The sequence below is a fragment of the Pseudomonas sp. 43mfcvi1.1 genome, from assembly GCF_900115935.1.
GTDB lineage: Bacteria > Pseudomonadota > Gammaproteobacteria > Pseudomonadales > Pseudomonadaceae > Aquipseudomonas > Aquipseudomonas bijieensis.
This window is the reverse complement of sequence record NZ_UETT01000005.1, coordinates 295,599-319,981: the sequence shown is the minus strand read 5'-3', so window position 1 is coordinate 319,981 and position 24,383 is coordinate 295,599. Positions and strand designations below refer to the sequence as shown.

Annotated in this window: 28 protein-coding genes and 1 tRNA gene; 5 read left to right on the top strand and 24 right to left on the bottom strand. The window is 60.3% G+C overall.

Annotation, left to right across the window (positions count from 1 at the left end; all coding sequences use genetic code 11):
• Positions 1-116: 116 nt before the first annotated feature.
• The 18 genes from bamB to trmJ all read right to left on the bottom strand — a co-directional run bounded on the left by bamB (position 117) and on the right by trmJ (position 15,216).
• Positions 117-1,268 (bottom strand): outer membrane protein assembly factor BamB, encoded by a 1,152-nt coding sequence (bamB, locus tag DTP52_RS12400; RefSeq protein ID WP_109753623.1) that lies wholly within the window; start codon positions 1,266-1,268, stop codon positions 117-119.
• Positions 1,261-1,902 carry a tetratricopeptide repeat protein gene (locus DTP52_RS12395; protein ID WP_109753622.1) on the bottom strand — a complete coding sequence of 214 codons (642 nt, stop codon included), beginning with the start codon at positions 1,900-1,902 and terminating at the stop codon, positions 1,261-1,263. The genes bamB and DTP52_RS12395 overlap by 8 nt, the downstream gene beginning before the upstream one ends.
• A 40-nt stretch (positions 1,903-1,942) precedes the next feature.
• Complete coding sequence (gene hisS / locus DTP52_RS12390) at positions 1,943-3,232, bottom strand: histidine--tRNA ligase (protein ID WP_109753621.1); 1,290 nt, start codon at positions 3,230-3,232, stop codon at positions 1,943-1,945.
• Between the two features lie 24 nt (positions 3,233-3,256).
• Positions 3,257-4,366 (bottom strand): flavodoxin-dependent (E)-4-hydroxy-3-methylbut-2-enyl-diphosphate synthase, encoded by a 1,110-nt coding sequence (ispG, locus tag DTP52_RS12385; protein ID WP_003185136.1) that lies wholly within the window; start codon positions 4,364-4,366, stop codon positions 3,257-3,259.
• A 3-nt stretch (positions 4,367-4,369) separates the two neighbouring features.
• Positions 4,370-5,407 (bottom strand): RodZ family helix-turn-helix domain-containing protein, encoded by a 1,038-nt coding sequence (locus DTP52_RS12380; RefSeq protein ID WP_109753620.1) that lies wholly within the window; start codon positions 5,405-5,407, stop codon positions 4,370-4,372.
• The gene (pilW, locus tag DTP52_RS12375; RefSeq protein ID WP_109753619.1) at positions 5,407-6,165 is read right to left on the bottom strand and encodes a type IV pilus biogenesis/stability protein PilW; all 759 of its coding nucleotides are present in this window, start codon (positions 6,163-6,165) and stop codon (positions 5,407-5,409) included. The genes DTP52_RS12380 and pilW overlap by 1 nt, the downstream gene beginning before the upstream one ends.
• A gap of 12 nt (positions 6,166-6,177) precedes the next feature.
• Positions 6,178-7,326, bottom strand: coding sequence for a 23S rRNA (adenine(2503)-C(2))-methyltransferase RlmN (gene rlmN, locus DTP52_RS12370; RefSeq protein ID WP_109753618.1), 1,149 nt, complete (start codon positions 7,324-7,326; stop codon positions 6,178-6,180).
• A 28-nt stretch (positions 7,327-7,354) separates the two neighbouring features.
• Positions 7,355-7,780, bottom strand: a complete 426-nt coding sequence (ndk, locus tag DTP52_RS12365) for a nucleoside-diphosphate kinase (RefSeq protein WP_042727994.1) — start codon at positions 7,778-7,780, stop codon at positions 7,355-7,357.
• A gap of 88 nt (positions 7,781-7,868) precedes the next feature.
• Complete coding sequence (iscX, locus tag DTP52_RS12360; RefSeq protein WP_109753617.1) at positions 7,869-8,069, bottom strand: Fe-S cluster assembly protein IscX; 201 nt, start codon at positions 8,067-8,069, stop codon at positions 7,869-7,871.
• Positions 8,070-8,082: 13 nt separating this feature from the next.
• Entirely contained in the window at positions 8,083-8,424 is a 342-nt protein-coding gene (gene fdx / locus DTP52_RS12355) for an ISC system 2Fe-2S type ferredoxin (protein ID WP_092402602.1), read from the bottom strand.
• 3 nt (positions 8,425-8,427) lie between these two features.
• Complete coding sequence (gene hscA / locus DTP52_RS12350; RefSeq protein ID WP_109753616.1) at positions 8,428-10,290, bottom strand: Fe-S protein assembly chaperone HscA; 1,863 nt, start codon at positions 10,288-10,290, stop codon at positions 8,428-8,430.
• A gap of 50 nt (positions 10,291-10,340) precedes the next feature.
• Positions 10,341-10,862 carry a co-chaperone HscB gene (hscB, locus tag DTP52_RS12345; RefSeq protein WP_003197997.1) on the bottom strand — a complete coding sequence of 174 codons (522 nt, stop codon included), beginning with the start codon at positions 10,860-10,862 and terminating at the stop codon, positions 10,341-10,343.
• An 8-nt stretch (positions 10,863-10,870) separates the two neighbouring features.
• Entirely contained in the window at positions 10,871-11,194 is a 324-nt protein-coding gene (gene iscA, locus DTP52_RS12340) for an iron-sulfur cluster assembly protein IscA (RefSeq protein WP_030139597.1), read from the bottom strand.
• Between the two features lie 24 nt (positions 11,195-11,218).
• Positions 11,219-11,605, bottom strand: a complete 387-nt coding sequence (gene iscU / locus DTP52_RS12335; protein WP_003185157.1) for a Fe-S cluster assembly scaffold IscU — start codon at positions 11,603-11,605, stop codon at positions 11,219-11,221.
• Between the two features lie 43 nt (positions 11,606-11,648).
• Positions 11,649-12,863, bottom strand: a complete 1,215-nt coding sequence (locus tag DTP52_RS12330; protein ID WP_109753615.1) for an IscS subfamily cysteine desulfurase — start codon at positions 12,861-12,863, stop codon at positions 11,649-11,651.
• Between the two features lie 50 nt (positions 12,864-12,913).
• Positions 12,914-13,405 (bottom strand): Fe-S cluster assembly transcriptional regulator IscR, encoded by a 492-nt coding sequence (gene iscR / locus DTP52_RS12325; protein WP_003185160.1) that lies wholly within the window; start codon positions 13,403-13,405, stop codon positions 12,914-12,916.
• Between the two features lie 262 nt (positions 13,406-13,667).
• Positions 13,668-14,444: a serine O-acetyltransferase gene (gene cysE / locus DTP52_RS12320; RefSeq protein WP_109753614.1), complete on the bottom strand. Its 777-nt coding sequence runs from the start codon at positions 14,442-14,444 to the stop codon at positions 13,668-13,670.
• 1 nt (position 14,445) lies between these two features.
• Complete coding sequence (trmJ, locus tag DTP52_RS12315) at positions 14,446-15,216, bottom strand: tRNA (cytosine(32)/uridine(32)-2'-O)-methyltransferase TrmJ (RefSeq protein ID WP_109753613.1); 771 nt, start codon at positions 15,214-15,216, stop codon at positions 14,446-14,448.
• Between the two features lie 144 nt (positions 15,217-15,360).
• Between trmJ and suhB the strand changes: the two genes are divergently transcribed.
• The gene (suhB, locus tag DTP52_RS12310; RefSeq protein ID WP_003185165.1) at positions 15,361-16,179 is read left to right on the top strand and encodes an inositol-phosphate phosphatase; all 819 of its coding nucleotides are present in this window, start codon (positions 15,361-15,363) and stop codon (positions 16,177-16,179) included.
• A 266-nt stretch (positions 16,180-16,445) separates the two neighbouring features.
• Here suhB and DTP52_RS12305 read toward each other — a convergent pair whose 3' ends face one another.
• From DTP52_RS12305 to queA, 6 genes are all read right to left on the bottom strand, one after another.
• Positions 16,446-16,994, bottom strand: a complete 549-nt coding sequence (locus tag DTP52_RS12305) for a glycine zipper 2TM domain-containing protein (RefSeq protein ID WP_109753612.1) — start codon at positions 16,992-16,994, stop codon at positions 16,446-16,448.
• 117 nt (positions 16,995-17,111) lie between these two features.
• Positions 17,112-18,026, bottom strand: a complete 915-nt coding sequence (gene secF / locus DTP52_RS12300) for a protein translocase subunit SecF (RefSeq protein WP_109753611.1) — start codon at positions 18,024-18,026, stop codon at positions 17,112-17,114.
• 9 nt (positions 18,027-18,035) lie between these two features.
• On the bottom strand, positions 18,036-19,904 hold the full coding sequence (gene secD, locus DTP52_RS12295) for a protein translocase subunit SecD (RefSeq protein WP_109753610.1): 1,869 nt from the start codon (positions 19,902-19,904) through the stop codon (positions 18,036-18,038).
• A gap of 63 nt (positions 19,905-19,967) precedes the next feature.
• Positions 19,968-20,306, bottom strand: a complete 339-nt coding sequence (gene yajC / locus DTP52_RS12290) for a preprotein translocase subunit YajC (protein WP_007916913.1) — start codon at positions 20,304-20,306, stop codon at positions 19,968-19,970.
• A 43-nt stretch (positions 20,307-20,349) separates the two neighbouring features.
• A complete protein-coding gene (gene tgt / locus DTP52_RS12285) occupies positions 20,350-21,465 on the bottom strand; it encodes a tRNA guanosine(34) transglycosylase Tgt (protein ID WP_178082482.1) in 1,116 nt (371 codons plus the stop codon).
• Positions 21,466-21,479: 14 nt separating this feature from the next.
• Positions 21,480-22,529 (bottom strand): tRNA preQ1(34) S-adenosylmethionine ribosyltransferase-isomerase QueA, encoded by a 1,050-nt coding sequence (gene queA, locus DTP52_RS12280; RefSeq protein WP_109753608.1) that lies wholly within the window; start codon positions 22,527-22,529, stop codon positions 21,480-21,482.
• Positions 22,530-22,637: 108 nt separating this feature from the next.
• On the opposite strand from queA, the gene DTP52_RS12275 reads away from it, so the two are divergent.
• From DTP52_RS12275 to DTP52_RS12260, 4 genes are all read left to right on the top strand, one after another.
• Positions 22,638-22,722, top strand: a tRNA-Leu gene (locus tag DTP52_RS12275).
• A 300-nt stretch (positions 22,723-23,022) separates the two neighbouring features.
• Positions 23,023-23,352 carry a hypothetical protein gene (locus DTP52_RS12270; RefSeq protein ID WP_109753607.1) on the top strand — a complete coding sequence of 110 codons (330 nt, stop codon included), beginning with the start codon at positions 23,023-23,025 and terminating at the stop codon, positions 23,350-23,352.
• 24 nt (positions 23,353-23,376) lie between these two features.
• The gene (locus tag DTP52_RS12265) at positions 23,377-23,670 is read left to right on the top strand and encodes a hypothetical protein (RefSeq protein ID WP_109753606.1); all 294 of its coding nucleotides are present in this window, start codon (positions 23,377-23,379) and stop codon (positions 23,668-23,670) included.
• Position 23,671: 1 nt separating this feature from the next.
• Positions 23,672-24,166, top strand: a complete 495-nt coding sequence (locus DTP52_RS12260; protein ID WP_109753605.1) for a hypothetical protein — start codon at positions 23,672-23,674, stop codon at positions 24,164-24,166.
• Positions 24,167-24,383: the final 217 nt, after the last annotated feature.

The following is a 24,383-nucleotide window of genomic DNA, read 5'->3' as shown; positions in this document are numbered from 1 at the left end:
TATTTCAGAAAATACAAAAGCCGCTGCGAGGCAGCGGCTGGTGCTCGGGGCAGTCTGGGCAAGCACTGCAAACCTTGTGAACAAGGCCGCTTGGGGGATTAGCCCCAAGCATAGTCTTACTTGATGGTCAGGGCTTCCAGTTTGCCGCTGTTGCCATACACATAGATCATGTTGCCCACCACCAGCGGACGGGCACGCAGGCCGTCGCTGTCGATGCGCTCACGGCCGACGAAACGACCGTCCACCTGGCTGAGCAGGTGCAGGTAACCTTCCAGGTCACCCACTGCAACGTAGCTGGAGAACACTTCCGGGGCCGACAGTTGACGACGGGCCAGGGAGTCGTTGCTCCACAGTGCGGTGGTGGAACGCTCGTCAACGCCTTCGACGGTGCCCGAGGACAGGCTCACGTAGACGCTGCCAAAGCCTTGGGCGACACCGGCGTAGCTGGACGCATCGCGCTGCCACAGCGGACGACCGCTTTCCAGGTCCAGTGCCGCAACACGGCCCTGGTAGCTGGCGACGTACAGCGTGCCGCCGGACAGCAGCAAGCCGCCGTCGATGTCGACCACACGCTCCAGCTCCGAACGACCTTGCGGGATCGCCACGCGCTGTTCCCACACCGGCACGCCATTGGAAATATCCAGGGCAACCACTTTACCGGTCGACAAGCCAGCCACCGCCAGGCGGTTGGTGACGACTGGCGCACTGGTGCCACGCAGGGTCAGGACCGCCGGGGTGCTGTCATACAACCAGCGCTGGTTGCCGGTAGCGGCATCCAGGCCGATCAGACGGTCGTCCTGGGTCTGGACCACGACCACGTCACCGTTGGTGGCCGGCGGTGCGAGCACTTCACTGGTCACGCGGGCGCGCCATTTCTCTTCACCGCTGCTCGCGTCCAGGGCGACGATCTCGCCCTTGAGCGTGCCGATCATGACCAGGCCATAACCCACGCCAACGGCGCCGGAAACAGGCAGTTCAAGATCTTTCTTCCATTTGACGTCGCCGTTGCTGCGATCCATCGCCATCACCACACCGGTGACGTCGCCTGCATAGATGGTGTCGCCATCGATAGCCGGCACCAGCATGTTGTAGGTTTCACCCTGGCCATCGCCGATGGAACGGCTCCACTGCTTCTGCAGCACGACTTCTTCTTTGAAGTCGGTCAGCTCGGCCGGAGGCAGTTCTTTCTTGCTGTTGCTGCTGCAACCCGCGGCCAGAATGGCCAGGGCCAGCAATGCTGCATGTTTCCAACGGATCACGTCACGCATCCCCTTTGGCCAGGTCGTCCAGCTTGATTTGCAGGCCACCGACTGCGGCTTCATCCGACAGCGCAGCCTTGGCTTTTTGGTAGGCCGCATAGGCCTCATCGGCACGACCCAGCTGCACCAGCAGGTCGCCCTTGAGTTCTTCGCGGGTCGCCAGGAACGCCTTGTCGGCATCGCCGTCAAGCAGTTTCAGGGCGTCTTCGGCCCTGTTCTGTGCCGCCAGCACCTGCGCCAGGCGCTGACGCGCCACTTCGCCCAGGGTCGGGTTGGCCGGTTTGTCGACGATACCTTTGAGCTCGGTGGCCGCGTCGTCCAGCTTGCCGCTGTCCACCGCCACCTTGGCCACGAACAGGCGACCGTACTGCGCGTAGGCGGTGCCGCCGAATTCCTTGTCCAGCTTGCCGGCCAGGTCCGCCACGCGGGCCGCGTCAGGCTTGCCGTCCGGGGTCAGGGTGGTTTCCAGCAATTGCTGGTAGAGCACCGAGGCGCCTTGCGACTGGTTGCTCTGGTATTTCTGGTAGGCCTGCCAGCCGAACACGATGACCAGCGCCAACAGGCCGCCAGTGACCAGCGGCTTGCCGTTGCGCGTCCACCAGTCCTTCAAATCCGCCAGCTGTTCATCTTCGGTACTCGACACCCCAATACTCCTTAATCGCTAAATCGGCTGTTTGACAGCTTCAACCCTGCACGACGCAGGTGGCCAGGTGTGCAGCAAGCGCATCCCAGGCAATGCTTTGTTGTTCGCCCTGGCCACGCAGGGGTTTGAAACCTACCACTTGTTGGGCCAGTTCGTCGTCACCGAGGATCAGTGCGTACAGCGCACCGCTCTTGTCGGCCTTCTTGAATTGGCTCTTGAAGCTACCGGCGCCGGCGTTGATCTGCAGGCGCAGGTTGGGCAACTGGTCGCGGATCCGCTCGCTCAAGGCCAGGGCTGCCAGTTCGGCGGCCTCGCCAAAGGCGCACAGGTAGACGTCGACCTGGCGGGAAAGCTCTTCAGGCACCTTGTCCAGGGCTTCGAGCATCAACACCAGCCGCTCGATACCCATGGCAAAGCCCACGCCCGGGGTCGGCTTGCCGCCCATCTGTTCCACCAACCCGTCGTAGCGGCCACCGGCACACACGGTGCCCTGGGCGCCGAGCTTGTCGGTGACCCATTCGAAGACGGTCTTGCTGTAGTAATCCAGCCCGCGAACCAACTTGGGGTTGATCACGTAAGGAATGCCAACGGCGTCCAGGCGTGCCTTCAGCCCCTCGAAGTGCGCACGGGATTCGTCGTCAAGGTAGTCGGCCATTTTCGGCGCATCGACCAGGACCGCCTGGGTCTCGGCATTCTTGGTGTCGAGCACGCGTAGCGGATTGGTCTTCAGACGGCGCTGGCTGTCTTCGTCGAGTTTGTCCAGGTGGGCGGAAAGAAACTCCACCAATGCCTCGCGGTAGCGGCCACGGGACTCGCTGGTACCCAGGCTGTTGAGCTCGAGCTTGACCGCGTCGCGCAGCCCCAGCTCGCCCCACAGACGCCAGGTCATGACGATCAGCTCGGCGTCGATGTCCGGCCCCTCGAGGTTGAACACCTCGAGACCAATCTGGTGGAACTGGCGATAACGGCCCTTCTGCGGGCGCTCGTGACGAAACATCGGGCCGATGTACCAGAGTTTCTGCACCTGGCCGCCGCCGGTGATGCCGTGTTCGAGCACCGCACGCACGCACGCCGCTGTGCCTTCGGGGCGCAGGGTCAGGGAATCGCCGTTGCGATCGTCGAAGGTGTACATCTCTTTTTCGACGATGTCGGTCACTTCGCCGATGGAACGCTTGAACAGCTCGGTGAACTCGACGATCGGCATACGGATCTGCCGGTAACCGTAGTTATCCAGCAAACGCGCCACGGTGCCCTCGAAATAGCGCCACAGGGGCGTCTGCTCGGGCAGGATGTCGTTCATGCCACGAATGGCTTGCAGGGACTTGCTCACAGGTAATCCTTAAATTCGTTCGACTCAACCACGCGCAATCACTGCGGCGTCGGCTTCGACCTTTTCGGCCGCTTTCTGGCGAATCAGCCGTTCCAGCTCATCCACCAGATTGTCATTCGTCAGTTTCTGCGACGGCTTGCCGTCGATGTAAATCAGGTTCGGTGTGCCGCCAGTCAGGCCGATATGGGCCTCCTTGGCTTCGCCCGGCCCGTTGACCACGCAACCGATCACCGCGACATCCAGCGGCACCAGCAAGTCTTCGAGGCGCCCTTCCAGCTCGTTCATGGTCTTGACCACATCGAAGTTCTGCCGCGAGCAGCTCGGGCAGGCGATGAAGTTGATTCCACGGGAACGCAGGTGCAGGGACTTGAGAATGTCGTAGCCGACTTTCACTTCCTCGACCGGGTCGGCCGCCAACGAGATGCGGATGGTATCGCCAATCCCTTCGGCGAGCAGCATACCGAGGCCGACGGCGGATTTCACCGTGCCCGAACGCAACCCACCGGCTTCGGTGATGCCCAGGTGCAGCGGCTGGACGATTTCCTTGGCCAGCAGGCGGTAGGCTTCGACGGCCATGAACACGTCGGACGCCTTCACGCTGACCTTGAAGTCCTGGAAATTCAGGCGCTCCAGGTGCTCGACATGGCGCAGGGCAGACTCCACCAGCGCCGCCGGGGTCGGTTCGCCGTATTTCTTTTGCAGGTCTTTTTCCAGGGAACCGGCGTTCACGCCGATGCGGATCGGAATGCCCCGGTCGCGGGCGGCATCCACCACGGCACGGACACGGTCTTCGCGACCGATGTTGCCCGGGTTGATACGCAGGCAATCGACACCCAATTCGGCCACACGCAGGGCGATGCGGTAGTCGAAGTGGATGTCGGCCACCAGGGGGACCTTGACCAATTGCTTGATCTTGCCGAACGCCTCGGCGGCGTCCATGTCCGGCACCGATACCCGCACGATGTCGACACCGGCGGCTTCCAGGCGGTTGATCTGCGCGACCGTGGCGGCCACGTCATTGGTGTCGCTGTTGGTCATGCTCTGCACAGCGATAGGCGCATCGCCGCCCACGGGCACGTTACCGACCCAGATCTTCCGGGATTCGCGACGCTTGATTGGAGATTCGCCGTGCATGACTTATTGACCCAACTTCAGGCGAGCGGTCTCGCCACTGGTGAACGGAGCCACATCGACCGGCTGGCCGTTGTAGCTGACCTGCGCGCCACGGGCATAACCCAGGCGTACGGCAAAGGGTGGCTTGCCGTTGATGGAAGTGCTGTCGCCCTTGCGCTTGAGGCCACTGAACAGCACCTTGCCGTTGCCGTCGGTGATCTGCGTCCAGCAGTCGGCGACAAACTGAATCTGTACCTGGCCTTCACCCGCGGCAGGTGCTACCGGAACCACTGGCGCTGCCGGAACGACTGGCGCGGCTGGCGCGGTGTGGGTCGTCGGCGCTGCGACGTTTGGCGCTGGCGCGGTCGGTGCGGCAGGTGTCGTGGCAATCGGTGCGCTGCCGGTGCCCGGTGCAGCTGGCGCTGTGGGTGCCGTCGGCGCAGGGGCTGGGACAGCCGGCTCGGCGCCCGCCTCGGCATCGGCGGCATCCGGGCTCTGTGGCAACGCCAGGGCAGTTTCGCCTTCGGTCTGGCCTTCGACGACCGCCTGGTCTTCCGGCTCGTCCAGCGGATGGATCTGGGTGGTGCCGTCGGCACCCTCGACCTCGACATGCTCAGGGTTCAAGGCGACCGGCTCCTTGTTGCGCAAGGAAGCCTGGTCCTGCCACCAGACAAAACCACCACCAATCACCGCGATCAGCAGCAACAGGCTGACGATTCGCAAAATGGTGTGGGAAACGCGAACCGGCTCTTCGATGCGACCCAGGCTGTGCACGCTGCTGCCCTGGGCATCGGAACCGGTGTATTGATCGAATTGCTGGACCAGCACGGTCTGGTCCATGCCGAGCAATTTGGCATAGGCACGGATATAGCCCCGGGCGAAGGTATGCCCCGGCAGCTTGTCGAACGCGCCCGCTTCCAGGTTGCCCAGGGAAGCCGCGGTGAGATTGAGCTTGAGGGCCACTTCGGCCAGCGACCAACCATTGCTTTCGCGGGCTTGACGCAGGGTCTCACCGGGATTTACGCGAGTCGCTGCTACAACTTCGGGATGCGCCGCTTTCATCATTGCTCCGACAGGTATTGCTGATATTCCGGCGTACCGGGATAGAGTCTTTTGAGTTGCAGGCCGTAACTTGCAGCCTTGTCGCGATCTTCAAACACATGTGCCAGCCGAACGCCGAGCAATAGACTACGTGCATTTTGCTCGCTCAGCAGGCTAAAACGCTCGTAGTAGTCACGTGCGGGCACATAATGCCTGTCTTCGTAAGACAACTCAGCCATTTCCAGCAGTGCCCGCGGTTGCTGGCGGTTGAGCCGCAGCGCTTTTTCCAACTGCTGGCGCGCCAGGTCGCGTTGGCCGAGCTGCGCAGCCGTCATGCCGAGGTTTTCGAAAACCCGCGAGCGCTCAGGATAAAGGGTGTCGGCGGCAGCCTGCTCGAAGCGCTCGTAGGCTTCCTTGTAGCGTTTCTGCTCGTAAAGAAAACTGCCGTAGTTGTTCAGGATCCGTGCATCCTGAGGCCGGGCCGACAGCGCCTTGCGAAAATGTTCGTCAGCCAGTTCCGGCTCCATCTCGGCCTGGAACACCAGGGCCAGGGCCGCATTGGCATCGGCGTCGGAACTGTCCAGCTCCAGGGCTTTCTTGAGCGGGACCTTGGCCCGCTCGGTCATGCCCTGCTGCAAGTAACCAATGCCCAGTTGCACATAGGCCACACGTGCCTCGTCGCGCCCTTTGCTGGTCTTCATCGGGTTGTAGTCACCCGACAGGACACAACCGGAACAAAGGCCGGCCAACAGCAAAACGAGCGCGAAGCGCAGGGACATAGAGTTCCTCTCTTAGTGACTGTTCGCAGCGTTTTGCACCGCATCGTCCGCGGCGTTCAACTCACGCACGGCAATGTAGCGCTCGCTGCGACGGGTGCGATCCAGCACCTGTCCTACCAATTGGCCACAAGCGGCGTCGATGTCTTCGCCGCGGGTGGTGCGCACGGTGACGTTGAAGCCAGCGTGGTGAAGCTGATCCTGGAAGCGACGAATCGCGTTGTTGCTCGGACGCTCGTAACCGGAATGCGGGAACGGGTTGAACGGGATCAGGTTGATCTTGCACGGGATGTTCTTGAGCAACTCGATCATCTCGACCGCGTGCTCGACCTTGTCGTTCACGTCCTTGAGCAGCGTGTATTCGATGGTCAGCACGCGCTTTTCGCCCAGGGACGACATGTAGCGCTGGCACGACTCCAGCAGCATCTTAAGCGGATACTTCTTGTTGATCGGCACCAATTGGTTACGCAATGCGTCGTTGGGTGCGTGCAGCGACAACGCCAGGGAGACGTCGATGTGCTTGGCCAGCTCATCGATCATCGGCACCACGCCCGAGGTGGACAGGGTCACCCGGCGCTTGGAGATGCCATAGCCCAGGTCATCCATCATCAGGTGCATGGCGGCGATGACGTTGTCGAAATTCAGCAGCGGCTCACCCATGCCCATCATCACCACGTTGGTGATGGCACGGTCGACGGTCGCCGGGACGCTGCCAAAGGATTTGTTGGCAATCCACACCTGGCCGATCACTTCGGCGGCGGTGAGGTTGCTGTTGAAGCCTTGCTTGCCGGTGGAGCAGAAACTGCAATCCAGGGCACAGCCTGCCTGGGACGAAACGCACAAGGTGCCGCGTTTGCCCTGGGGAATGTAGACGGTCTCGACGCAGCTGCCGGACGCCACGCGCACCACCCACTTACGGGTGCCGTCGCTGGAGATGTCCTCGCTGACCACTTCGGGGCCGCGAATCTCGGCAACAGCCTTGAGCTTTTCGCGCAGGGCCTTGCCGACATTCGTCATGGCGTCGAAGTCGTCGACGCCAAAGTGGTGAATCCATTTCATCACCTGGCCGGCACGGAAACGCTTCTCCCCGATCGAGTCGAAGAATTTCTCCATTTCCGGCTGGGTCAGGCCCAACAGGTTGGTTTTGCCGTTCGATGTAGTCATGGATTCACCTTCACTCAAAAGCCTGGGCTTAGCGAGTGGTTACTTCAGTAGCGGAGAAAAAGTAAGCGATTTCGCGAGCGGCAGCGGCTTCGGAGTCCGAACCGTGGACGGCATTGGCGTCGATCGACTCGGCGAAGTCAGCGCGGATGGTACCGGCAGCGGCTTCTTTAGGGTTGGTAGCGCCCATCAGCTCACGGTTGCGAGCGATAGCGTTTTCGCCTTCCAGCACCTGAACGACAACCGGACCGGAAGTCATGAAGGCAACCAGTTCACCGAAGAAACCGCGCTCGCTGTGCTCAGCGTAGAAGCCTTCGGCTTCGGCTTTGGACAGTTGCTTCATTTTCGAAGCTACAACGCGCAGGCCAGCGTCTTCGAAACGGGTAACGATCTTGCCGATCACGTTTTTAGCAACGGCGTCAGGCTTGATGATGGAGAAAGTACGTTGAACAGCCATGGTGTAACTCCAGAAACGGTAATTTGCGAAAAATTAAACCCGCGAATTATACGCGGGTTCAGGGGTATTGCCTAACCTGCCAGGTAGATCAGTCGATTTCTTCGATCCAGAGCGTCTGGACCGCTTCCAAGACCTTCTCGCCACAACGGCCAGAGGTATTGTCGAAATCGGGCAGCTCCATGATCCAGCGCTGCAAATCGACAAAATTCACAGTCAGCGGATTCACGTCCGGCTTGGCTTCGGCCAGTTCTTCTGCGATGCGTTGTACATCATTCCAACCATAGCTCATGACAGTGTCACCATCAGTGCGGCGCTTCAGCCGCATGGTTAAGCGAATATTTCGGGATTTCGACGGTCAGGTCTTCGGTACCGACGATGGCTTGGCAGCCCAGCCGCGATTGGGCTTCCAGGCCCCAGGCCTTATCGAGGAAATCTTCCTCCAGCTCATCCGCTTCTTCCAGCGAATCGAAGCCCTCGCGAATAATGCAATGGCAGGTGGTGCATGCACAGACGCCACCACAGGCACTTTCCATCTCGATGTGATGCTCATGGGCCAGCTCGAGAATGGAAATCCCGGGCTCAGCCTCCACGACCATGCCCTCCGGGCAGAACTTCTCGTGGGGCAGAAAAATCACCTGCGGCATCAGTTACTCCTCGATTTCATTCAGGTTGCGCCCCGCCAGGGCGGCTTTCACCGTCGAGTCCAGGCGGCGGGCAGCAAAGGCATCGGTGACTTGCGACAGACGCTTGGTCTGCTGCTCGATGGCATAACCATCGGTGCCCTTGATCAATTCGGACAGTTCCTGCATTTGCAGCTCGATGACCATGCGCTCTTCGGCGTCGAGCAAGCGCTCGCCGTCGGCTTCAAGGGCACCTTGCACGGCTTCGATCAGGCGCTGGGCGTCGACCTGCTGCTCGCGCAGCACGCGGGCCACCTTGTCATCGCTGGCGTGCTGGAAGGAATCCTTGAGCATCTTGGCGATTTCGCCGTCGGTCAGGCCGTAGGACGGCTTGACCTGGATGCTCGCCTCGACGCCCGAACCCAGTTCGCGAGCGGAGACATTGAGCAGGCCATCGGCATCGACCTGGAAGGTCACGCGAATCTTCGCCGCACCGGCCACCATCGGTGGGATGCCGCGCAATTCGAAGCGCGCCAGGGAACGGCAGTCGCTGATCAGTTCACGCTCGCCTTGCAGCACGTGGACCATCATCGCCGACTGGCCGTCTTTATAAGTAGTGAAGTCCTGGGCGCGGGCAACGGGGATGGTGGTGTTGCGTGGAATCACCTTTTCCATCAGGCCGCCCATGGTTTCCAGGCCCAGGGACAGCGGAATCACGTCGAGCAACAGCAGCTCGCCACCATCGCGCTTGTTACCGGCGAGGGTATCGGCCTGGATCGCGGCGCCGATGGCGACCACTTGGTCTGGGTCGATTTCGGTCAGCGGCTGGCGGCCAAAGGCCTCGGCAACGGCTTCGCGAACCCGAGGCACGCGGGTTGAACCACCGACCATGACCACGGCCTTGACGTCTTCCAGCTCCACGCCGGAATCGCGCACGGCCCGGCGGCAAGCCTTGAGGCTGCGGGCGACCATGGGTTCGATCAGGGCATCGAAGGCTTCACGGGTCAGCGAGGCTTTCCAGTCGCCGTAGACGACTTCAACCCTCGCAGCGTCGGTCAAGGCTTCCTTGGCCGCGCAGGCGGTTTGCAGCAAGTGACGCTGGGCACCCGGATCGAGATCGGCGGACAGGCCCGCTTGCTCGATGATCCAGCCAGCAATGGCGTGATCGAAGTCATCGCCGCCCAGGGCACTGTCGCCACCGGTAGCCAGGACTTCGAAGACTCCGCCGGTCAGGCGCAGAATAGAGATATCGAAGGTACCGCCGCCCAGGTCGTAGATAGCTACGAGGCCTTCGGCGTGCTGGTCGAGGCCGTACGCCACCGCAGCGGCGGTCGGCTCGTTGAGCAGGCGCAGCACGTTCAAGCCGGCCAGCTTGGCGGCATCCTTGGTGGCTTGGCGCTGGGCGTCATCGAAATAGGCCGGGACGGTAATGACCGCGCCCACCAGCTCACCGCCCAACGCCGCTTCGGCACGCTGGCGCAACACCTTGAGGATATCGGCGGAAACCTCTACCGGGCTTTTCGGGCCCTGCACGGTTTCGATGAACGGCATGTGGGATTCGCCGCCAACGAAGCGGTACGGCAGTTGATCGCCCAATTGCTTGACGTCGGACAGACCACGACCCATCAGGCGCTTGACCGAGACAATGGTGTTCAGCGGATCGGTAGCGGCGGCCAGCTTGGCCGACTCGCCCACTTCGACGCGATCGGCGTGATAACGCACGGCGGAAGGCAGGATCACCCGCCCCTGCTCGTCGGCCAACGGTTCGGAAAGACCGCTGCGCAAGGCAGCGACCAGGGAATTGGTGGTACCCAAGTCGATCCCGACAGCCAGGCGACGCTGGTGCGGTTGTGGACTTTGGCCGGGTTCGGCGATCTGCAGTAGGGCCATCGTAATCAGGACTTATCTGTAATCAGGCGTGCGACCGGAGCGGCACTGGGTTAATCGTCGAGGCGCTCTTCGAGCTGGCGCACTTCATAGGTGAGCTTGTCGAGGAACTGCATGCGCCGCATCAGGCGTTCGGCCTGTTCGCGTTGCGCGGCATCGTTCCAGCAGGCTGCGAAGCTTTCGTTCAATGTGTGCTGGGCGTCTTTCAAGCGGCGCTTGAATACCGCGACACCGGCCAGGTCGGCGCTGTCCTGCAGGTCTTCGAGCTCTTCGCGCCATTGCATCTGCTGCAAAAGAAACTCGGGATCGTGGACCGTGACTTCCAGGGGCAGCTCATGGCCGCTGATGGCGAGCAGGTAACGCGCGCGCTTGGCAGGACTCTTGAGCGTCTGGTAGGCCTCGTTGAGGTTCGCAGACTGCTCGAGCGCCCGCCGCTGTTCAGCTTCGGAGGCATCAGCAAAACGGTCCGGGTGGACACCACGGGCCAATTCCAGGTAACGCGCGGATAACTGGTCGAGATCCAGCTGGAACGCAGGCTGCATCTGGAACAAAGCAAAATGACAAGGAGTACCCACAAGCCGCCTCAGATGTTGAAGCTTTCGCCGCAGCCACATTCACCGCGCACGTTGGGGTTGTTGAACTTGAAGCCTTCGTTCAACCCTTCCTTGACGAAATCCAGCTCGGTGCCGTCCAGGTACGTCAGGCTTTTCGGGTCGATGATCACTTTCTGACCATGACTCTCGAATACCTGATCGTCTTCGCCCACTTCGTCGACGAATTCCAGCACGTAGGCAAGGCCAGAACAGCCTGTGGTGCGAACACCCAGGCGGATACCCTCGCCCTTGCCGCGCCCCGCGAGGGAGCGCTGCACATGCTTAGCTGCCGCTTCTGTCATCTGGATAGCCATGGAAACTCCTTACCTGTGCACAGATCAGATCAAGCCTTTTTTCTGCTTGTAATCGCGAACGGCGGCCTTGATGGCGTCTTCGGCGAGTACCGAGCAGTGGATCTTCACGGGCGGCAGGGCCAGTTCTTCAGCCAGCTGGGTGTTCTTGATGGTTTCGGCTTCATCAAGGGTCTTGCCCTTCATCCACTCGGTGGCCAGGGAGCTGGACGCGATGGCGGAACCGCAACCATAGGTCTTGAACTTGGCATCTTCGATGATGCCTTGCTCGTTGACCTTGATCTGCAGGCGCATGACGTCGCCGCACGCCGGGGCGCCGACCATGCCGGTGCCAACATCAGGATCCTGCGCGTCCATCTTGCCGACGTTGCGCGGGTTCTCGTAGTGGTCGATGACCTTTTCGCTATATGCCATTTGCTTCAATCCTCATCAGTGAGTCGCTCTGGTGGCGACTTCTTCAGTGCGCCGCCCACTCGATTTTCGAAATGTCGACGCCGTCTTTGTACATGTCCCACAGCGGCGACAGAGCGCGCAGCTTGGTGACGGCCTCGCAGACTTTCTGCGCGGCGTAATCGATTTCTTCTTCGGTGGTGAAGCGGCCGAAGGTGAAGCGGATCGAGCTGTGGGCCAGTTCGTCGTTGCGGCCCAGGGCGCGCAGTACGTACGAAGGCTCAAGGGATGCCGAGGTGCACGCCGAACCGGACGACACGGCCAGATCCTTGAGTGCCATGATCAGCGACTCGCCTTCAACATAGTTGAAGCTCAGGTTCAGGTTGTGCGGTACGCGGGCGATCATGCTGCCGTTGACGTAAAGCTCTTCCAGGTGCTCGACCTGCTTGAAGAAACGGTCACTCAGGGCCTTGATGCGCACGTTCTCCGCAGCCATGTCTTCCTTGGCCACGCGGAAGGCTTCGCCCATGCCGACGATCTGGTGGGTCGCCAGGGTGCCGGAACGCATGCCACGCTCGTGACCGCCGCCGTGCATGGTCGCTTCGAGGCGAACGCGCGGCTTGCGGCTGACGTACAGGGCGCCGATGCCTTTAGGACCGTAGGTCTTGTGGGCGGAGAACGACATCAGGTCGACTTTCAGCTGCGACAGGTCGATCGCGACCTTGCCGGTGGACTGCGCCGCGTCGACGTGGAACAGGATGCCCTTGGAACGGGTCAGTTCGCCGATGGCCGCGATGTCGTTGACGGTGCCGATTTCGTTGTTCACGTGCATGATCGAAACCAGGATGGTGTCGTCGCGTAGCGCGGCTTCCACCATGGCTGGAGTGATGATGCCGTCTTCACCCGGTTCGATGTAGGTGACTTCGAAGCCTTCACGCTCCAGTTGGCGCATGGTGTCCAGGACAGCCTTGTGCTCGATCTTGGAGGTGATCAGGTGCTTGCCCTTGGTGTGATAGAAGTGCGCGACACCCTTGATTGCCAGGTTGTCGGACTCGGTGGCACCGGAGGTCCAGACGATTTCACGCGGGTCGGCGTTGACCAGGTCGGCGACCTGGCGACGGGCGTTTTCGACCGACTCTTCGGCTTTCCAGCCAAACACGTGGGAACGGGACGCCGGGTTACCGAAGTTTCCGTCGACCAGCAGGCATTCACTCATTTTTTGCGCGACACGCGGATCAACCGGGGTGGTCGCGGAGTAATCAAGGTAAATCGGCAATTTCATGGACTCTCTCCTAAATCAGGCTGGCTGGCGTTCCGCTTGCTCTGCGGCGGTCATTCGACGGCGGACGCTTCAATCTTGTCCAGGTGCGGCGCCTTGCTATTGCAACGGCGCTGGTCCTGACGCTGGGCTACTTCTTGCACCTCACGGCGAGTTACAAGGTCAGCCAAGCTGATACCGCTCAGAAATTCGTGGATCTGCAGGCTGAGGTCGCACCACAAGTGGTGGGTCAGGCAAGTATCGCCGCCATGGCAGTCGCCAAGGCCCTGGCATTTGGTCGCATCGACCGATTCGTTCACCGCATCGATCACCTGGGCAACCTGGATGCCCTGCATGTCGCGCGACAGCTGGTAGCCGCCACCCGGGCCGCGAACGCTGGAAACCAGGTTGCTACGGCGCAGCTTGGCGAACAGCTGCTCAAGATAAGACAGGGAAATGCCCTGGCGCTCGGAGATATCGGCCAGGGACACCGGCCCGTGCTGCGCGTGCAATGCCAGATCCAGCATCGCGGTCACGGCGTATCGGCCTTTTGTAGTCAGTCGCATGGACAATTACCACGGAGTTCGGAATGGGGGCGAGTATGCAATTCCCGAGTATTTAAGTCAAGTATAAGACCTAGTGGGTTACTCGGGTTTACCCGCGAAAGAGCGCGCGCATGATAGCAAAGGTAGGCGACTAACGACCAGCTATACCGCGTTATCGTTCATCGCGAGCAAGCTTTGCTCCCACAGGACGCCTGCGAAACAGGACTCCTGTGGGGCAAGGTTTTGTGGAAGCAAGGCTTGCCCGCGATGCAGGCGCCTCGGCTCAGCTGGCCTGAGTCTCATCCTTGTCCTTCACACACGCGAAATCTTCCTCGCGCAGTTCAGGCAGATCCTTGGCACGGTAATTACTCCCCAGCTCCTTCAGGGCCCCACACATCCCCTCCAGGCGCCCATCGACGGCTTGCAGGTGATCGAGCAACTGGTTGATGGCTCGGGCCACCGGGTCGGGCATGTCTTCGCCGACACCGTAGGCGTCGAAGCCGATTTTCTCGGCCATGGCCTTGCGCCGGGCGTCTTGCTCGTCATCGGACTTGACGATGATCCGCCCCGGAATACCGACCACGGTCGCGCCAGGCGGCACCGCCTTGGTGACCACGGCGTTGGAACCGACTTTCGCCCCCGCCCCTACCGTGAACGGCCCGAGCACCTTGGCGCCGGCGCCCACCACCACGCCGTCTTCCAGGGTCGGGTGGCGCTTGCCCTTGTTCCAACTGGTGCCGCCGAGGGTCACGCCCTGATACAGGGTCACGTCATCGCCGATCTCGGCGGTTTCGCCGATGACGATGCCCATGCCGTGGTCGATGAAGAACCGGCGACCGACCTTAGCCCCGGGATGGATCTCGATCCCGGTCAGCCAGCGGCCGAAATTCGACACCAGCCGCGCCAGCCACTTCCAGCCCATATTCCACAAGGCGCCGGACAAACGATGGATCCAGATCGCGTGCATCCCGGGATAGCAGGTCAGCACTTCAAAGGCATTGCGCGCCGCCGGGTCACGATGGAAAACACTTTGGATATCTTCACGCAAACGTTCGAACATTTTATTTCTTCCGCTTAATCAGCTCGCCACGGGCCGCCTTCTGGGTTTCCGTGAGGATGCCGCGCAATATATTCATCTCCGCTCGGCTCACCGAGCTTCGTCCGTACAACCGACGCAGGCGCGCCATCAAGTGTCGCGGCTTTTCCGGGTCGAGGAACTCGATGTCCACCAGGGTCTGCTCCAGGTGCTCATAGAATCGCTCCAGCTCGTCCATGGTCGCCATTGTCTCACTGCGCGGCGACGTGACTTCGGTTTTTTCGACCTTGCTGGGCTGCCCTTCAGCCGCCAGCCAGGCCATGCGCACTTCATAGCTCAACACCTGCACCGCCGCCCCGAGGTTCAAGGAACTGAACTCGGGGTCGGAAGGGATATGCACGTGAAAGTGACATCGCTGCAGCTCGTCGTTGGTCAGGCCGGAGTCTTCACGACCGAACACCAGGGCGATTTCAAAGCCTTGCGCGGCTTCCTCGACCACTTTGGTCCCGCATTCGCGGGGGTCGAGCAGCGGCCACGGAATGCGGCGGTCGCGGGCGCTGGTGCCGAGCACCAGGTTGCACCCCACCAAGGCGTCTTCGAGGGTGGCGACGACCTGGGCATTGGCAAGGATGTCGCCGGCGCCGGAGGCACGGGCATCGGCCTCGTGATGGGGAAACAGGCGCGGTTCGACCAGCACCAGCCGCGACAAGCCCATGTTCTTCATGGCCCGCGCAGCTCCGCCGATGTTACCCGGATGGCTGGTATTGACCAGGACGACACGAATGTTCTGCAACAAGGGAGGCGCTCTCGAACACGATAAAGGGAGCAAATCTTACATAAGCACCTACCGTTAAGCTATGAAAGCGAACACCAACCTTCTCCTCGGAAAACTTTCTGATAGAATGCGCGGCTTTCTTTAACAACCTTAGGTGACACATCCATGCAGCCCATGCTGAATATCGCGCTGCGCGCCGCCCGCAGCGCCAGTGAACTGATCTTCCGCTCCATCGAGCGCCTGGATACCATCAAGGTCGATGAAAAAGACGCCAAGGACTACGTGTCCGAGGTTGATCGCGCCGCCGAGCAAAAAATCGTCGACGCCCTGCGCAAGGCCTACCCGAACCACTCGATCCTCGGTGAAGAGACCGGCATGCACGCCGGTACGGGCATCGAAGGCGAAGAGTACCTGTGGATCATCGATCCGCTGGACGGCACCACCAACTTCCTGCGTGGCATTCCTCACTTCGCTGTCAGCATCGCCTGTAAATACCGCGGCCGCCTGGAACACGCCGTCGTGCTGGACCCGGTTCGCCAGGAAGAATTTACCGCCAGCCGTGGCCGTGGCGCCCAACTGAACGGTCGTCGCCTGCGCGTCAGCGGCCGCACCAGCCTGGACGGCGCCCTGCTGGGTACCGGTTTCCCGTTCCGTGACGACCAGATGGACAACCTGGATAACTACCTGGGCATGTTCCGCGCCCTGGTCGGCCAGACCGCCGGCATCCGCCGCGCCGGCGCTGCGAGCCTGGACCTGGCCTACGTGGCGGCTGGCCGTTTCGATGCGTTCTGGGAATCGGGCCTGTCCGAGTGGGACATGGCCGCAGGCGCCCTGCTGATCCAGGAAGCCGGTGGTTTGGTGAGCGACTTCACCGGCGGCCACGACTTCCTTGAAAAAGGCCACATCGTTGCCGGTAACACCAAATGCTTCAAGGCTGTGCTGACAGCTATCCAGCCGCACTTGCCGGCTTCGCTGAAGCGCTAAGCAACCGGCTACACAAAAAAGCACCCTTCGGGGTGCTTTTTTTATGCCTGGATTTTGCCACAGCCGAACCACTGTGGGAGCAAAGACTGTGGGAGCAAAGCTTGCTCGCGATGGCGGTGGGTCAGGTGGCCTCTCTGTTGAGTGCGCCACTGCATCGCGAGCAAGCTTTGCTCCCACAACCATTTCACAGGATATTTGAGGGATGAGCCATAAAATGCGGGCATAAAAAAAGCACCCCGAAGGGTGCTTTTTTCATAGCGGATGGATCACTGAGCCGGTTCGTTCTGCCCCAGGATCAGCTGGCCTTCCTTGTTCACCGGGATCTGGTTGCCCGGGTCACGGTCCATACGGACCTTGCCTTCCTTGCCGTCGAGCATGTAGCGAACGTCGTAGCCCACAACCTTGTCGCTGATGTCATTCACCGTGTTGCAGCGAGTCTGGGTGGTGGTGTAGGTGTCGCGTTCCTGCATGCCTTCCTGAATCTTGTTACCGGCATAACCGCCGCCGGCTGCACCTGCCACGGTGGCGATTTTCTTGCCGGTGCCGCCGCCGACCTGGTTACCCAGCAGGCCACCGGCCAGGGCGCCGATCACGGTGCCGGCGATCTGGTGTTGGTCCTGGACTGGCTTCTGCCGAGTCACGGTGACGTCCTTGCACACTTCACGCGGGGTCTTGATCTGGGTCTTGACCGGTTCCACGGCCAATACTTGCGCATACTCAGGGCCACTTTTTACCAAGCTGTAGGTCGCGACCGCACCACCGGCAGTTACACCGACAGCACCCAATACCGCACCAACCAGCATCGATTTGTTCACTTGAACCTCCTGACCATCACAAGCGGATTAATCCGCGCTTCTCCCAGCCTTGGAGCACAAAAAAAGGCGCGAGTTCAACTCGCGCCTTTTCAGCAGTGACGGATGGAGCGACAAGCCTTACGGGCGGTCGTCCACTTCCGTTTCGGTGGCCGCGGGAGGAATCAGGTCCTCGGTGCTCAGGTTCAGCCAGATCAGCACCACGTTGGCGATGTAGATCGACGAGTAAGTACCCGCCAACACACCGACAAACAGTGCGATGGAGAAACCGAACAGGTTATCGCCACCAAAGAACAGCAGCGCGGCAATCGCCAACAAGGTGGAGATCGACGTCGCCATGGTCCGCAGCAGGGTCTGGGTGGTCGAGATGTTGATGTTCTCGATCAGCGAGGCCTTGCGCAGCACACGGAAGTTCTCACGCACCCGGTCGAATACCACGATGGTGTCGTTGAGCGAGTAGCCGATGATCGCCAGCACCGCCGCCAGCACCGTCAGGTCGAAGGTGATCTGGAAGAACGACAGGATGCCCACGGTCACGATCACGTCGTGGATCAGCGAGACAATGGCGCCCACCGCGAACTTCCACTGAAAGCGGAAGGCCAGGTAGATCAGGATGCCGCCCAGCGCCATCAGCATGCCGAGGCCGCCCTGGTCGCGCAGCTCTTCACCCACCTGCGGGCCGACGAACTCGACGCGCTTGACCTGGGCCGGGTTGTCGCCGCCAGCCTTCTGCAAGGCTTCGGCCACCTGGTGGCCCAGCTGCGGATCTTCACCCGGCATGCGCACCAGCAGGTCGGTAGTCGCACCGAAGCTCTGCACGATGGCATCGCTGTAGCCCGACGTCGCCAGTTGCTCACGCACCTTGGTGACGTCGGCCGGACGCTCGTAGGTCAGCTCGATGAGCGTACCGCCGGTGAAGTCCAGGCCGTAGTTCAGGCCCTTGTGGAACCAGCTGAACAACGCCAGTACGGTAAGGAACAATGTGACGCCGAACGCAACGTTGCGAACGCCCATGAAGTTGATTGTACGTAACATGGCAGCCCCTTAAATCCACAACTTCTTGAAGTCACGACCGCCAAAGATCAGGTTGACCATTGCGCGGGTCACCATGATGGCCGTGAACATCGAGGTAAAGATCCCGAGGGACATGGTCACTGCGAAGCCCTTGACCGGGCCGGTGCCCATGGCGAAGAGAATCCCGCCCACCAGCAACGTGGTCAGGTTGGCGTCGAGGATCGCGGTGAATGCCCGGCCGAAGCCTTCGTTGATTGCCCGCTGGATCGACATGCCCGCGGCGATCTCTTCACGTATCCGCGAGAAGATCAGCACGTTGGCGTCCACCGCCATACCCATGGTCAATACGATACCGGCGATACCGGGCAGGGTCAGCGTAGCCCCCAGCAGCGACATCAGCGCCAGCAGCATCACCATGTTCACCGCCAGCGCGACGGTGGCGATGATGCCGAAGAAGCGGTAGATGGCGATGATGAACAGCGACACGAACAGCATGCCCCACAGCGAAGCATCGATACCCTTGGTGATGTTGTCGGCACCCAGGCTCGGGCCAATGGTGCGCTCTTCGGCGAAGTACATCGGCGCGGCCAGACCACCGGCACGCAGCAGCAGGGCCAGCTCCGAGGATTCACCCTGGCCGTTCAGGCCGGTGATGCGGAACTGGCTGCCCAGCGGCGACTGGATGGTCGCCAGGCTGATGATCTTCTTCTCTTCCTTGAAGGTCTGCACCGCGACGTCTTTCTCGACACCGTCGACCACTTGCTTGGTGTAAGTGGTGGTCGGCTTCTGCTCGATGAAGATCACCGCCATGCTGCGCCCGACGTTGCTGCGCGTGGCGCGGCTCATCAGTTCGCCGCCATGGCCGTCCAGGCGAATGTTCACCTGTGGGCGACCCTGCTCGTCGAAGCCCGCCTGGGCGTCGGTTACCTGGTCACCGGTGATGATCAGGCCACGCTCGATCTGCGCCGCCGGACGCCCGCCTTCACGGAACTCGAAGCTCTCGGAAGTGGCCTTGGAAGCACCCGGCTCAGCGGCCAGGCGGAATTCCAGGTTGGCGGTCTTGCCGAGGATACGCTTGGCTTCGGCGGTGTCCTGCACGCCTGGCAGCTCAACCACGATGCGGTTGGCGCCCTGGCGCTGCACGATCGGCTCGGCCACACCCAGCTCGTTGACGCGGTTACGCACCGTGGTCAAGTTCTGCTTGATGGAGTATTCGCGGATTTCCGCCAGCTTGGCCGGGGTCATCGCCAGACGCAGCACCGCCTGACCATTGAGGTCGGCCGGCACAATGTCGAAATCGTTGAAGTTCTTGCGAATCAGCGCACGGGCCTGCTCGCGGGTATCAGTGTCGCTGAAGCCCAGCTGGATGGCACCGTCGAGTTGCGGCAGGCTGCGATAACGCAGGCGCTCTTTGCGCAACAGGCTCTTGACGTCGCCTTCGTAGACTTTCATCCGCGCGTCGAGGGCTTTTTCCATGTCCACTTCCAGCAGGAAGTGCACACCGCCGGACAAGTCCAGGCCCAGCTTCATCGGATGCGCGCCGAGCTTGCGCAGCCATTGCGGAGTGGTCTGGGCCAGGTTCAGGGCTACGACGTAATCGTCACCCAACGCCTTGCGCACCACGTCCTTGGCTGGCAGTTGGTCTTCCGCCTTGACCAGGCGCAACAGGCCGCCCTTGCCGTTTTCGGCGATGGACGCAGCCTTGACCTCGATATTGGACGCCTTGAGCGCAGCGCTCGCACGATCCAGATCGGCCTGGGTGACCTGCAGCGCAGTGCTTGCGCCACTGACCTGAATGGCCGGGTCATCCGGGTATAGATTGGGAGCGGAATAAATCAGACCGACCGCCAGCACCGCCAGGATCAGTACATATTTCCACAGAGGGTATTTGTTCAGCATCACGCCGCCCGCTTATGACGCGGGGCGCCTTGCGCGCCCCGTCGATTGAATAGAAGTTGTTACTTAGATCGCTTTCAGCGTGCCTTTTGGCAGCGTGGCCGCGATAGCGCCCTTCTGGAACTTCATTTCAACAGTGTCGGACACTTCCAGAACCACGAAGTCATCGGCCACTTTGGTGATCTTGCCAGCGATGCCGCCGGTGGTGACCACTTCATCGCCCTTTTGCAGGCTGCTCAGCAGGTTCTTCTGCTCTTTGGCGCGCTTGGCCTGTGGACGCCAGATCATCAGGTAGAAGATGACCAGGAAGCCGACCAGGAAAATCCACTCGAAACCGCCGCCCATAGGGCCGGCAGCAGCAGGTGCAGCCGCGTCAGCCATGGCATTAGAGATAAAAAAGCTCATTTAGCACTCCAGTTGCAAGTATTGAATCTTAGGATCGGAAAACTCAGTCCAAGGGCGGTACAGGCAACCCGCGCTTGGCATAGAAGGCCTCGACAAAGGCGGCCAATGTACCCTGTTGAATAGCCTCGCGCAAACCAGCCATAAGCACCTGGTAATGGCGCAAATTGTGGATGGTATTGAGCATACTGCCGAGCATTTCGCCGCACTTGTCCAAATGATGCAGATAAGCGCGGGAGAAGTTCTGGCAGGTGTAGCAATCGCAGGTCGGATCCAGCGGCGAATCATCATGGCGATGGAACGCGTTACGGATCTTCAGTACGCCAGTGTCGATGAACAGATGCCCATTGCGGGCATTACGGGTTGGCATCACGCAATCGAACATGTCCACACCGCGGCGCACACCCTCAACCAGATCTTCCGGTTTGCCAACGCCCATAAGGTAACGAGGTTTGTCAGCGGGCATCTGGCTCGGCAGGTAATCGAGCACCTTGATCATCTCGTGCTTGGGCTCGCCCACCGACAAACCGCCGATGGCCAGACCGTCGAAGCCGATCTTGTCGAGGCCTTCCAGCGAACGCATGCGCAGATCCTGGTGCATGCCACCCTGCACGATGCCAAACAACGCCGCAGTGTTATCCGCATGGGCATTCTTCGAACGCTGAGCCCAGCGCAACGACAGCTCCATGGACACCCGCGCCACGTCCTCATCGGCCGGATACGGCGTGCACTCGTCAAAGATCATCACGATGTCCGAGCCCAGGTCACGCTGGACCTGCATCGACTCTTCCGGCCCCATGAACACCTTGGCGCCGTCCACCGGAGAAGCGAAGGTCACGCCCTCCTCCTTGATCTTGCGCATGGCGCCGAGGCTGAACACCTGGAAGCCGCCGGAGTCGGTCAGGATCGGGCCTTTCCACTGCATGAAATCGTGCAAGTCACCGTGGGCCTTGATCACTTCCATGCCCGGGCGCAGCCACAGGTGGAACGTGTTGCCGAGGATGATCTCCGCACCCGTGGCGACGATGTCCCGTGGCAGCATGCCCTTGACCGTGCCGTAGGTGCCCACCGGCATGAACGCCGGGGTTTCCACGGTACCGCGGGGGAAGGTCAGACGACCGCGACGAGCCTTGCCATCGGTGGCGAGCAACTCGAAGGACATGCGACAGGTGCGACTCATACTGTTTCCTCGGGTCCGCGTGGCGCGGGGTTACGGGTGATGAACATCGCATCACCGTAGCTGAAAAAGCGGTATCCATGCTCGACGGCGGCCTTGTAGGCAGCCATGGCTTCGGGATAACCGGCGAACGCCGAAACCAGCATCAACAGCGTGGATTCGGGCAAATGAAAATTGGTGACCAGGGCATCGACCACATGAAACGGCCGGCCCGGGTAGATAAAGATGTCGGTGTCGCCACTGAACGGCTTGAGCACGCCATCGCGCGCGGCGCTTTCCAGGGAGCGCACGCTGGTGGTCCCCACCGCCACCACCCGACCACCGCGAGCACGACAAGCCGCCACGGCATCGACCACTTCCTGGCTCACTTCCAGCCATTCGTTGTGCATGTGATGGTCTTCGATACGCTCCACACGCACTGGCTGGAACGTGCCGGCACCGACGTGCAACGTCACGAACGCCGTCTCCACGCCCTTGGCGGCAATCGCCTCCAGCAACGGCTGATCGAAATGCAGCCCCGCCGTCGGCGCCGCCACCGCCCCCAGGCGCTCGGCGTACACAGTCTGATAACGCTCGCGGTCCGAACCTTCGTCCGGGCGGTCTATATAAGGAGGCAACGGCATGTGCCCGACACGGTCGAGCAGCGGCAACACCTCTTCGGCAAATTCCAGCTCGAACAACGCATCATGCCGCGCCACAATCACCGCCTCGCCACCGCCGTCGATCAAAATCGACGAACCGGGCTTGGGCGACTTGCTCGACCGCACATGGGCCAGCACGCGATGACTGTCCAGCACCCGCTCCACCAGAATCTCCAGCTTGCCGCCGGAGGCCTTCTGGCCAAACAACCGCGCCGGAATCACCCGGGTATTGTTGAACACCATCAAATCGCCCGGGCGCAAATGCTCAAGCAAATCAGTGAATTGACGGTGAGCCATGGCACCGCTGACCCCGTCCAGGGTCAACAGTCGACTGGCGCGACGCTCGGCCAGAGGGTGGCGAGCGATCAGCGAATCCGGGAGTTCGAAGGTAAAGTCAGCAACACGCATGATGGGGTTCGTCTAGCAGGGCCGGAAAGTCTAGCGGAATTATCAAAAATTCACCATGAAACGTGATTGACCAACGGTAGTCACCTCTCTATACTTCGCCGCCATTGAGCCCTGATGGCGGAATTGGTAGACGCGGCGGATTCAAAATCCGTTTTCGAAAGGAGTGGGAGTTCGAGTCTCCCTCGGGGCACCATCTTAAAGAAAGACCTTGAAATTCAAGGTCTTTTTTTTCGTCTGTAGGAAAGTGATTGGTCATGGCTAATCACTCCTTTGTGGCGAGGGGATTTATCCCCGCCGGGGCGCGAAGCGGCCCCAAATACCAAACCTGTGGCAAGGAAGAATCTGTGGCCAGTAAGAACCCGTGGCGAGGGAGCTTGCTCCCGCTTGAGCGCAAAGCGCTCACAAAAATGTCACAGCCCCCACCGATGCTCCGCCTTGCGACGCCCTGTTGATTCACCGCCCCTCCTCACCCGCTGACAAAGGATTTCACCCCATGGAATTGCTGCTGGAAACGGTCGCTCTTTACTCCCTCAAGCTGGCTTATGAGACCGAAGGCCACAGCCCGATTCTGCGAGATGATCCGTTGATGGGCAGTTGCGACCGTGAGGTTTTTGAGTTGTTGATACGCTGGGGCGATGTGGCTGGGATTCAGGGCGAAATCGGACGATGCCTGGATTTGGCATCGGGGGCGGTTGGTGGGGTGGATACGGTGCTTGGTGGTGAGCTGCATCGTTTGGCAAAAAATTTTGGTGCTGCACAGACGATCGAGGGGCTTTATGCTCCAGCTATCATTCTGAAGGATTATCTGCGGGATGTTCTTTGAACCGAACCCCGACAGGAGGAAATCATGATCGACTTTAAAATGGCTGAAGCGGCTGCCCGTAATGGCTTCGATGATTTTGTACAGGGAGCAAGTAACATCGTTCTGGAGGAGATTGTCATTTCAGATGACAATTCGCGGTATGAGGTTACCTTTAGCTACGATGTCGACCGCACCCCTTCTCCAATCTCAGGAACGCGTACCAGAACGCCGCTTTTTGAATTGGCCACTGTTTTGGGCAAACGGAAAGAATACAAGACTTTTTTAGTTTCATCTAAAGATGGATCGCTCAAGGGATTCAAGCGCTACAAAGGCCAATAAGATGGCCAAAAACAAAAAAAGATCGGTACCCAATCACAAAAGAAACATCATTATTGATACCAACCTTCTGCTATTGCTAATAATTGGCAGCGTAGAAGAAGGCAGGTTCATCTCCAGTTCGAAGAGGCTGAAAGACTTTAGCGTTGGCGACTATGATTTGTTGCTCAAAGCCATCCAACCATTTGGAGAGGGCTACACAACGAAATACATTGCCGCAGAGGTCTCCAATCTTCTAGATTTAAAGGGATATGCTCAAGAGAAAGCCTTTGAAATTGCCAGAACCATTTTTGAAACGTTCAAAGAGATAGACTCCAATCTCAACGACGATTTACAAAACCCCTACCTTCCGCAATTTGGATTGACTGACTCCAAGCTAATCGAGCTGTCATCCACTCATTTAATATTCACCGCCGACGACCGACTATCCCCTCTATTATGGGGATCTGGCGAGGGAAACGTTTACTCACTGGGGATGATAAGAGCACTTGCATCTTAAGGTCGGGTGGCCACTGGGGAAACTATCGGAAATTTCATCCACAGGTCAGTGCCTCGCGAACTGTGATCTACCGGGATGGATACCCAAGGGGGTTTCTTCTACCCAAACTCCTCCACGGAGCTGCATACAATCTGCCGGGCTTGGCGTCGTATCATGACGGTGAAGAGCAGCCAGATGATTCTCAAATTTATTTAAAGGATCCTGCTTAGCAAGACCC

Bases quoted from the DNA above. Each gene is read 5' to 3' on its own strand.
- cysE (WP_109753614.1), bottom strand. From the start codon at position 14,444: ATGTTCGAACGTTTGCGTGAAGATATCCAAAGTGTTTTCCATCGTGAC.
- DTP52_RS12330 (WP_109753615.1), bottom strand. From the start codon at position 12,863: ATGAAATTGCCGATTTACCTTGATTACTCCGCGACCACCCCGGTTGAT.
- tgt (WP_178082482.1), bottom strand. From the start codon at position 21,465: ATGTCCTTCGAGTTGCTCGCCACCGATGGCAAGGCTCGTCGCGGTCGT.
- bamB (WP_109753623.1), bottom strand. From the start codon at position 1,268: ATGCGTGACGTGATCCGTTGGAAACATGCAGCATTGCTGGCCCTGGCC.
- DTP52_RS12260 (WP_109753605.1), top strand. From the start codon at position 23,672: ATGGCCAAAAACAAAAAAAGATCGGTACCCAATCACAAAAGAAACATC.
- iscX (WP_109753617.1), bottom strand. From the start codon at position 8,069: ATGAGCTATGGTTGGAATGATGTACAACGCATCGCAGAAGAACTGGCC.
- hscA (WP_109753616.1), bottom strand. From the start codon at position 10,290: ATGGCCCTACTGCAGATCGCCGAACCCGGCCAAAGTCCACAACCGCAC.
- iscU (WP_003185157.1), bottom strand. From the start codon at position 11,605: ATGGCATATAGCGAAAAGGTCATCGACCACTACGAGAACCCGCGCAAC.
- secF (WP_109753611.1), bottom strand. From the start codon at position 18,026: ATGTTACGTACAATCAACTTCATGGGCGTTCGCAACGTTGCGTTCGGC.
- ndk (WP_042727994.1), bottom strand. From the start codon at position 7,780: ATGGCTGTTCAACGTACTTTCTCCATCATCAAGCCTGACGCCGTTGCT.
- DTP52_RS12265 (WP_109753606.1), top strand. From the start codon at position 23,377: ATGATCGACTTTAAAATGGCTGAAGCGGCTGCCCGTAATGGCTTCGAT.
- secD (WP_109753610.1), bottom strand. From the start codon at position 19,904: ATGCTGAACAAATACCCTCTGTGGAAATATGTACTGATCCTGGCGGTG.
- DTP52_RS12270 (WP_109753607.1), top strand. From the start codon at position 23,023: ATGGAATTGCTGCTGGAAACGGTCGCTCTTTACTCCCTCAAGCTGGCT.
- queA (WP_109753608.1), bottom strand. From the start codon at position 22,529: ATGCGTGTTGCTGACTTTACCTTCGAACTCCCGGATTCGCTGATCGCT.
- rlmN (WP_109753618.1), bottom strand. From the start codon at position 7,326: ATGACTACATCGAACGGCAAAACCAACCTGTTGGGCCTGACCCAGCCG.
- pilW (WP_109753619.1), bottom strand. From the start codon at position 6,165: ATGTCCCTGCGCTTCGCGCTCGTTTTGCTGTTGGCCGGCCTTTGTTCC.
- yajC (WP_007916913.1), bottom strand. From the start codon at position 20,306: ATGAGCTTTTTTATCTCTAATGCCATGGCTGACGCGGCTGCACCTGCT.
- suhB (WP_003185165.1), top strand. From the start codon at position 15,361: ATGCAGCCCATGCTGAATATCGCGCTGCGCGCCGCCCGCAGCGCCAGT.
- fdx (WP_092402602.1), bottom strand. From the start codon at position 8,424: ATGCCGCAGGTGATTTTTCTGCCCCACGAGAAGTTCTGCCCGGAGGGC.
- iscR (WP_003185160.1), bottom strand. From the start codon at position 13,405: ATGCGACTGACTACAAAAGGCCGATACGCCGTGACCGCGATGCTGGAT.
- DTP52_RS12380 (WP_109753620.1), bottom strand. From the start codon at position 5,407: ATGAAAGCGGCGCATCCCGAAGTTGTAGCAGCGACTCGCGTAAATCCC.
- iscA (WP_030139597.1), bottom strand. From the start codon at position 11,194: ATGGCTATCCAGATGACAGAAGCGGCAGCTAAGCATGTGCAGCGCTCC.
- ispG (WP_003185136.1), bottom strand. From the start codon at position 4,366: ATGCACGGCGAATCTCCAATCAAGCGTCGCGAATCCCGGAAGATCTGG.